Below are 6,812 nucleotides of genomic sequence, written 5' to 3'. Positions count from 1 at the left end.
CCCCTTCGGGGCGCCCCCTGCGGACGCTCAGCCCCACGCCCCCGCAGCCGCCGCTGCCTTTGCGTACGCGCTGAAGTCTCGTGGCTCTCGGCCCAGGACATCCCTCACGCCCGTCGTCGGCGTCGCGTTGTGGCCCTCGGAGAGCCAGGACAGGACGTCTGCCAGGGCGCGGGCCGCGTCGGTGGGGACGTCGGCTGCCGTCAGTTCCGCGACGTACGCGTCCGGGGTGATGTCCTCGAAACGCATCGGGCGGCCCGAAGCCTCCGCGAGTTCCGCGACCGCTTCGGCGAAGGTCATCGCGCGCGGGCCGGAGAGTTCGTAGACCCGGCCCGTGTGGCCGTCCTCGGTGAGCAGCGCGGCGGCCACGTCCGCGATGTCGTCCACGTCGATGAACGGCTCCGGCACGTCGCCGACGGGGAGTGCGAGGCGGCCCGCCACCAGGGGCGCGTGGAAGATGTCCTCGTCGAAGTTCTGCGTGAAGTTGTTCGGGCGGATCACCGTCCAGTCGACGTTCAGCTCGCGCACCACGCGCTCGGCCTCCGCCATGGACGGCTCGAAGGAGTCTCCGTACACCTCGACGCCCCGCCCGGACAGGACCACGAAACGGCGTACTCCGGCGGCCGCGGCCTGGCTCACGAAGTCGGCGACCGGCTCGGGGTCGGGCGGGCCGACCAGGTAGAGGGCGCCCACGCCCTCCAGGACCGGGCCCCAGGTGGCCCGCTCCGTCCAGTCGAAACGGGTCTCGCCGGAGCGGGACGCCGCCCGCACGCTCCGCCCCTGGTCGCGCAGCCGGGCCACGACGCGACGGCCGGTCTTGCCGGTGGCGCCGAGGACGAGGATGGTCGAACTCGCTGTCTGCACTGCCTTGTTGTTGCTGTCGTTGGTCATGGGCTCAGCCAATCGCGTGCGGGGCGTCGGAGACATGGGCGTTCGTCTCGCGCGTAGGGGAGTACGTCTACGGTCCGGCGGGCTCCGTCTACGGTGGGGGCATGGACGCACTGGGGGATCTGCTGCGCGGCGTACGCGCGGACGGGGCGCTGTTCAACCGCACGGTCCTGAACGGGCCTTGGGAGTCGAAACACAGCGAGGGGGCGGCGCTGACGCTGGTCGCCGTGGTGCGCGGTGCGGCGCGGATCGCGGCCGCTTCGGGTGAGCCGCGCACCCTGCGGGAGGGGGACGCGGCCATGGTGTGCACGGCGGCCCCGTTCACGCTCTCCGGGACGGGTGCGGCTTCCGGCGGCGAGTGCGAACTGGTCACCGGCGCCTACCAGTTGGAAAGCTCCGTGGGCTGCCGCCTGGTCAGCATGCTGCCGCCGCTCCTGGTCGTCCCCGCGGGCGACGACTGCCTGCCCATCCTGGAGCTGATCGCCGCGGAGGTGGCCGCCGACCGGCCGGGGCGCCAGTACGTGATGGACCGGATGCTCGACTGGATGCTGGCCTGCACCCTGCGCGAGTGGTTCGATCTGCCGGACGCCTGCCCGCCCGCCTGGTACCGCGCACTCGGCGACGACGTGGTCGGCCCCGCGCTGCACGCCATGCACGACGAACCGGCGCGCCCCTGGACGGTGGCCTCGCTGGCCGCCCGCGCCCAGGTGTCCCGCGCGTCCTTCGCCCGCAACTTCACCGAGCTGGTCGGCAGGCCCCCGATGGCGTACCTCACCGAGTGGCGGATGGCGCTCGCCGCCGAGCTGCTCGCCGAGCCCGGCGCGACGGTGGCGGCCGTGGCCGGCCAGGTGGGCTACGCCGACGGCTTCGGCTTCAGCGACGCCTTCAAACGAATCCGGGGCATCACTCCGAGCAGCTACCGCACCTCACTGACAACCGGCCGCCCGGACTCCGCCTCGCTCCGGGCGACAGGCTGACCGCCTCCACCTTTCGCACTCCGCCTCGCCCCAGGCGGCAGGCTGACCGCCGCCACCTTTCGCACTCCGCCTCGCCCCAGGCGGCAGGCTGACCGCCGCCGCCTCCCGCACTCCGCCCCACTCCGAGCAGCAGGCCGACCGCCGCTCTCAGCGCGACCGCGGCCGGACAGGTCGCGTACGCCGACGCGTTCGGCCTCCGGCAACACCCCCGAGCGCATCCGGAGCGGCGCCCCCCAACAGCTACCTCGCCTCACTCACCGCCGGGCGACCGGACTCCGCCTCGCTCCGGGCGGCGGGCTGACCGTCGCCTCCCGCGACCCGCCTCCCGCTCCTGCGCCTCCGCAGGCCCTGTGCCGAGAGCAGTACGCCCAGGAGTGCCATCGCCAGCGGGACGGTGAGGGCCGCGTGGAAGGCGGAGAGGGGGGATGCCGCGTTCGTGCCCGATGAGGCCAGGCCGTGGACCGCTGTTACGCCCGAGATGCCGATCGCCGCGCCGAACTGCAGGCCCGTCTGGAGTACTCCCCCCGCCAGGCCCTGTTCCTTCTCGGCCACCCCTTCCGTCGCCGCGATCATCAGCGGGCCCAGGGCCAGCGCGAAGGCCGTGCCCGCGAGGAGCAGGGTCGGGAACATCGCCGCGTACGTCCAGTCCATGCCGACCGGCAGGAAGAGGCCGTACGCCACTGTCGCGAGCAGGAAGCCGGCGAGGATCACCCGGGCGTGGCCGTACCGTGCGACCAGGCGTGGGGTGAGCGTCGGGGCGAGGATCACGTCGCAGCCCATCACCACCAGGGCGACGGCGGTCTGCCAGGACGACCAGCCGCGCAGCTCCTGGAGGTAGAGCGTCAGGACGAACTGGAAGCCCATGAACGCCCCGACGAACAGCAGCGCCCCCAGCCCGGCCCGCACCACCGACCCCGTACGAAGGATCCCGAGGCGCACCAGTGGCTCTGCCGTACGCCGCTCGATCCGTACGAAGGCGGCTCCGAGCAGCAATCCCGCGGCCGCCGCACCGGCGGTCAACGGCCAGCCCGCGAGCCCGTGTTCGAGCCGTACGACGCCGAAGGCGAGCAGCAGCATCGCCCCGGCCGCCGCGGCTGCACCCGGCAGATCGAAGCCCCGCAGGCCGGGCGTGCGCCGCGCGGGCACCGTCTCGCCCGGGACGAGCCGCACCGCCGCCGCGAGGATCGCCCCCGCGAGCAGCACCGGCGCGAAGAACACCCACCGCCAGCCGAGTCCGGTCAGGAGCCCGCCGACGACCAGGCCGAGTGAGAAGCCGCCGGCGGAGGTGCCGGCGAAGACCAGCAGGGCCCTGTTGCGCTCGGGCCCCTCGGCGTACGAGGTGGTGATGATCGACATCGCGGCGGGTGTCATGAAGGCCGCGGCGAGGCCGGTCACGAAGCGGGCCACGATCAGCATCCAGCCCTCGGTGGCGAGGCCGCCGAGTCCGGAGAAGAGGAGGAAGACACCGAGCCAGACGAGGAACATCCGCCGTCTGCCCAGCAGGTCGGCCGCCCTGCCGCCGAGCAGTGTGAAGCCCGCGTACCCGAGGACGTAGGCGCTCAGGACCCAGGCCGCGGTGCCGGTGGACAGACCGAGGTCGGATCGGATGGCGGGGATGGCGATCGCGAGCATCGCGATGTCGATGCCCTCCAGGAAAATCGTCCCGCAGAGGACCAGCAGCAGTGCCCAGGCCCGTGCGCCCATGGTGGCTCCCGGTGAGGTGAGATCGGCGGTTGTGACGGTTACTCAGCCGGGGGTCGGTTCCCTCTTGTAACCACTGGAAGCCTGCGGCACCATCGGCAGGTATGGAAGAAGGCACTTTGAAGTCACCGAGTAACCGCGAAGGCACCGTGGGCGCGGGCGCGGACGCACATGCACACGCGGGCTCGGGCTCGGGCACGGGCGTGGACTATGGAGACGCCGATCCCTTCCAGTGGGACACCCGCGAGGACTGCCAGGTGCGGCAGATCCTCGACCGCGTCGCCGACAAGTGGTCGCTGCTCACCATCGCCCTCCTGGAGCACCGCAAGCTCCGCTTCACCGAACTGCGCCGCGAGATCGACGGCATCAGCCAGCGCATGCTGACGGTCACGCTGCGCCAGCTGGAGCGCGACGGCCTGGTCAAGCGCACGGTGCACCCGGTGGTGCCGCCACGGGTCGAGTACGAACTCACCCCGTTGGGCGGCACCCTGCACCACACCATCCAGTCCCTGGTGACCTGGACGGAGCGGCACCAGAACGAGATCGCGGCCGCGCGGGAGGCCTACGACGTGCGGGCCGCGTCCGAAGAGGCGGGCTGAGCCGCCTCCGAGGAGTCGGGCCGTGCCGCGTCCGAAGAGGCGGGCTGAGTCGCCTCCGAGGAGTCGGGCCGTGCCGCGTCCGAAGAGGCGGGCCGAGCCGTCTCGCCGCGGGCCCGGTGCGCCCTGGCCTTCTGGCGGTTGCCGCAGCGTTCCATCGAGCACCAGCGGCGGCGCCCGGGGCGGGACGTGTCGACGAACAGCAAGTAGCAGTTGCCCCCACCGCATTCGCGGACACGGTGGGCGTACGGCCCGGTGAAGAGGTCGACCGCGTCGCGCATGACGCTCGACAGGAGCCGTGTGCCGGTGGCGCCCGGCGCCCACGCGCGCGTGCCGTCCGGTTCGATGCGGGCGGTGAGCGGGGCTTCGGCCGCCGCGGCGTTCACGGCGGACAGGCACCCGGGGTCGAGCGGGCGGTCGTGCGCACGGTCGGCGGCGAGCAGGAACAGGGCGTCGCGGGTGCGCCGCACCAATTTCAACTCCCGCTCCCCCACGGCCAGTTCCAGGCCTGATGGCCACCGGAGGCGGCTCTCCCCCGCCCAGCGCACCAGGTCCGCGGGCTCGTGCAGCACCTCGAAGCGCGCGAACTCCCCCGGGCCGCCCGTCGCGAGCAGCTCCAGGCAGAGCGCGCCCGGGTCGAAGTGAAACCGCCCGCCCGTGGGCGGGGCGAGCGTCAGCCCCGGCCGTTCGGCCTGTCCCGTTGTGCGCTCCATCATGTAACCAGTATAACTGGTTAGCATGACCCTGCACTGGAAACTCGTCGTCGACGCCAACGACCCGCACGCCCAGGCCGCCTTCTGGGCCGAGACGCTGGGCTATGAGGTCGAGGACAACAGCGCCCTGATCACCCGCCTCCTCGGCTTCGGCGCCCTCCCCGAGTCCGAGACCATCGAGTTCCGCGGCCGCCACGCCTTCCGCGATCTGGTCGCCGTACGGCATCCGGACGATCCGTACGACGAGGAGACCGGCACCGGCCTCGGGCGGCGGATCCTCTTCCAGCGCGTCCCGGAGACGAAGACCATCAAGAACCGGCTGCACCTCGACGTGCACTCCGCGCCCGACCAGCGCGAGCACGAGGTCACCCGCATCGAGGCGCTCGGCGCGGCCGTCCTGCGGCGCGAGAAGCAGCCGGGTGGTGAATGGGTCGTCATGACGGACCCGGAGGGGAACGAGTTCTGCGTCCACTAGGGGCGCACGGGCAGGAGCCGAGGCCCTCGCCCCCTACAGCAGGAGCCGCGACACCATCTCGTCGACCAGGCGCTCGGGCTGATGCGGCGCCAGGAGCTCCGGGATGGTCAGGTCGTCCACCATGAGCCCGAACATGGCCAGGTAGAGCAGCACCATGCCCGTGGTGTCGCCCGGCAGTCCGCTGTCGAGGTGGAAGTTGATGTTGCCCTCCAGCTCGTCGCGGAAGAAGCGCGTCAGCTCGGCGTGGAGTTCGGGGTTCCTGGTGGCCATCAGGCGCAGCTCCAGCATGGCCAGATGACTGCTGCGGTCGGCGCGCATCCGCTCGATGATCTGGTGCATGAAGGTCTTCACCAGCTCGTGCGTCGGCTCGGCCTTGAGCGTCTCGGCCACGTCCGACGCATCGGGCGTCAGCCGCTCGCGGGTGCGCTGCATGATCTGCCCCAGCATGTCGGCGCGGTTGGTGAAGTAGTTGGACGCCGTGCCCGTGGGGACGCCCGCCTCGGTGTCGAGGGCGCGGAGGGTCAGCCCGCGCGAGCCCTCGCGGGCGAGCACCTCGATGGCGGCGTCCAGCAGGGCGGTGCGGCGGGCGGGATTCTGACGCATGGGGTTCTCCTGAACCTTTTTCCTTTGGACGGTTGACACCACTGCAAGTGAAGTACTAAGTTCTGACCACTTCAAGCACAGTACATCAGTCGCAGCAGTCACGCCTTCCGCCTTGCCGCCCTACCCAGGAGAACCCCACTTGCGAAAGCTCACGTACTACGTCGCCGTCACCCTCGACGGTTACATCGCGGGCCCCGACGGATCGTTCGACTTCTTCCCCTTCGAGGGCGAGGTCCGCGAGACGATCATGGCCGAGTACCCCGAGACCCTGCCCGTGGTCGCGCGCGGCCCGCTGGGTCTCAGCGACACCCCCAACAAGCGCTTCGACACGATCCTCATGGGGCGCAGCACCTACGAGGCCGGCCTGCCCATCGGCATGACGAGCCCCTATCCCCAGCTGAGGCAGTACGTCATATCGAGCACGCTGACCGAGACGCCCTCGGACGTGACGCTCGTCGCCGACGACCCGGTCGGGCTCGTGCGCGAGCTGAAGCAGGAGGACGGCCTGGACATCTGGCTGTGCGGCGGCGGCAAGCTGGCCGGTGCGCTCTTCGACGAGATCGACGAGCTGGTCCTCAAGCGCAACCCGTTCGTCATCGGCTCCGGCATCCCCCTCTTCGAGAGCCCCTTCGCGGTGACCGGTTTCACCGTGTCGGCGAACCGGTCCTTCGATTCCGGCGTCAATATGACTACCTTCAAGCGGAAGTGACCGGACATGACCGAGAAGCGGGCCAAGTCCGGTAAGACCTGACAGGAGGTCAGGCGGATGGCCCGGCAGCTCGTCGTGACGGAGTACGGCGCGGGGGGGGCCCCCCCGGCCCCCCGCCACCCCCCCCCCCCCCCCCCCCCCCCGCCCGCCCCC

The 6,812-nt window shown here is 71.5% G+C and carries 8 protein-coding genes; 4 read left to right on the top strand and 4 right to left on the bottom strand.

Annotated features, from left to right (window positions below; all coding sequences use genetic code 11):
• Positions 1-27: 27 nt before the first annotated feature.
• Positions 28-888 carry an NAD(P)H-binding protein gene (locus ACFWY6_RS43145; RefSeq protein WP_384702703.1) on the bottom strand — a complete coding sequence of 287 codons (861 nt, stop codon included), beginning with the start codon at positions 886-888 and terminating at the stop codon, positions 28-30.
• Between the two features lie 101 nt (positions 889-989).
• Here ACFWY6_RS43145 and ACFWY6_RS43140 point away from each other — a divergent pair, with 101 nt between their 5' ends.
• Entirely contained in the window at positions 990-1,862 is an 873-nt protein-coding gene (locus tag ACFWY6_RS43140) for an AraC family transcriptional regulator (protein WP_384702700.1), read from the top strand.
• Between the two features lie 240 nt (positions 1,863-2,102).
• Here ACFWY6_RS43140 and ACFWY6_RS43135 read toward each other — a convergent pair whose 3' ends face one another.
• The gene (locus ACFWY6_RS43135; RefSeq protein ID WP_384702697.1) at positions 2,103-3,566 is read right to left on the bottom strand and encodes an MFS transporter; all 1,464 of its coding nucleotides are present in this window, start codon (positions 3,564-3,566) and stop codon (positions 2,103-2,105) included.
• A gap of 101 nt (positions 3,567-3,667) precedes the next feature.
• Here ACFWY6_RS43135 and ACFWY6_RS43130 point away from each other — a divergent pair, with 101 nt between their 5' ends.
• Complete coding sequence (locus ACFWY6_RS43130) at positions 3,668-4,162, top strand: winged helix-turn-helix transcriptional regulator (protein ID WP_384702694.1); 495 nt, start codon at positions 3,668-3,670, stop codon at positions 4,160-4,162.
• Here the strand turns inward: ACFWY6_RS43130 and ACFWY6_RS43125 are convergent.
• On the bottom strand, positions 4,126-4,875 hold the full coding sequence (locus tag ACFWY6_RS43125) for a CGNR zinc finger domain-containing protein (RefSeq protein WP_384702691.1): 750 nt from the start codon (positions 4,873-4,875) through the stop codon (positions 4,126-4,128). The genes ACFWY6_RS43130 and ACFWY6_RS43125 overlap by 37 nt on opposite strands.
• A 22-nt stretch (positions 4,876-4,897) precedes the next feature.
• Between ACFWY6_RS43125 and ACFWY6_RS43120 the strand changes: the two genes are divergently transcribed.
• Complete coding sequence (locus ACFWY6_RS43120) at positions 4,898-5,347, top strand: VOC family protein (RefSeq protein WP_384702688.1); 450 nt, start codon at positions 4,898-4,900, stop codon at positions 5,345-5,347.
• Positions 5,348-5,380: 33 nt separating this feature from the next.
• On the opposite strand, the gene ACFWY6_RS43115 is transcribed toward ACFWY6_RS43120, so the two are convergent.
• Positions 5,381-5,950 (bottom strand): TetR/AcrR family transcriptional regulator, encoded by a 570-nt coding sequence (locus tag ACFWY6_RS43115; RefSeq protein WP_384702685.1) that lies wholly within the window; start codon positions 5,948-5,950, stop codon positions 5,381-5,383.
• A gap of 139 nt (positions 5,951-6,089) precedes the next feature.
• Between ACFWY6_RS43115 and ACFWY6_RS43110 the strand changes: the two genes are divergently transcribed.
• On the top strand, positions 6,090-6,659 hold the full coding sequence (locus tag ACFWY6_RS43110; RefSeq protein ID WP_384702682.1) for a dihydrofolate reductase family protein: 570 nt from the start codon (positions 6,090-6,092) through the stop codon (positions 6,657-6,659).
• Positions 6,660-6,812: the final 153 nt, after the last annotated feature.

Source organism: Streptomyces sp. NPDC059037 (genome assembly GCF_042740015.1).
Lineage (GTDB): Bacteria > Actinomycetota > Actinomycetes > Streptomycetales > Streptomycetaceae > Streptomyces.
This window is presented reverse-complemented; position numbering and strand designations above follow the sequence as displayed.

Bases quoted from the DNA above. Each gene is read 5' to 3' on its own strand.
- ACFWY6_RS43145 (WP_384702703.1), bottom strand. From the start codon at position 888: ATGACCAACGACAGCAACAACAAGGCAGTGCAGACAGCGAGTTCGACC.
- ACFWY6_RS43140 (WP_384702700.1), top strand. From the start codon at position 990: ATGGACGCACTGGGGGATCTGCTGCGCGGCGTACGCGCGGACGGGGCG.
- ACFWY6_RS43135 (WP_384702697.1), bottom strand. From the start codon at position 3,566: ATGGGCGCACGGGCCTGGGCACTGCTGCTGGTCCTCTGCGGGACGATT.
- ACFWY6_RS43130 (WP_384702694.1), top strand. From the start codon at position 3,668: ATGGAAGAAGGCACTTTGAAGTCACCGAGTAACCGCGAAGGCACCGTG.
- ACFWY6_RS43125 (WP_384702691.1), bottom strand. From the start codon at position 4,875: ATGATGGAGCGCACAACGGGACAGGCCGAACGGCCGGGGCTGACGCTC.
- ACFWY6_RS43120 (WP_384702688.1), top strand. From the start codon at position 4,898: ATGACCCTGCACTGGAAACTCGTCGTCGACGCCAACGACCCGCACGCC.
- ACFWY6_RS43115 (WP_384702685.1), bottom strand. From the start codon at position 5,950: ATGCGTCAGAATCCCGCCCGCCGCACCGCCCTGCTGGACGCCGCCATC.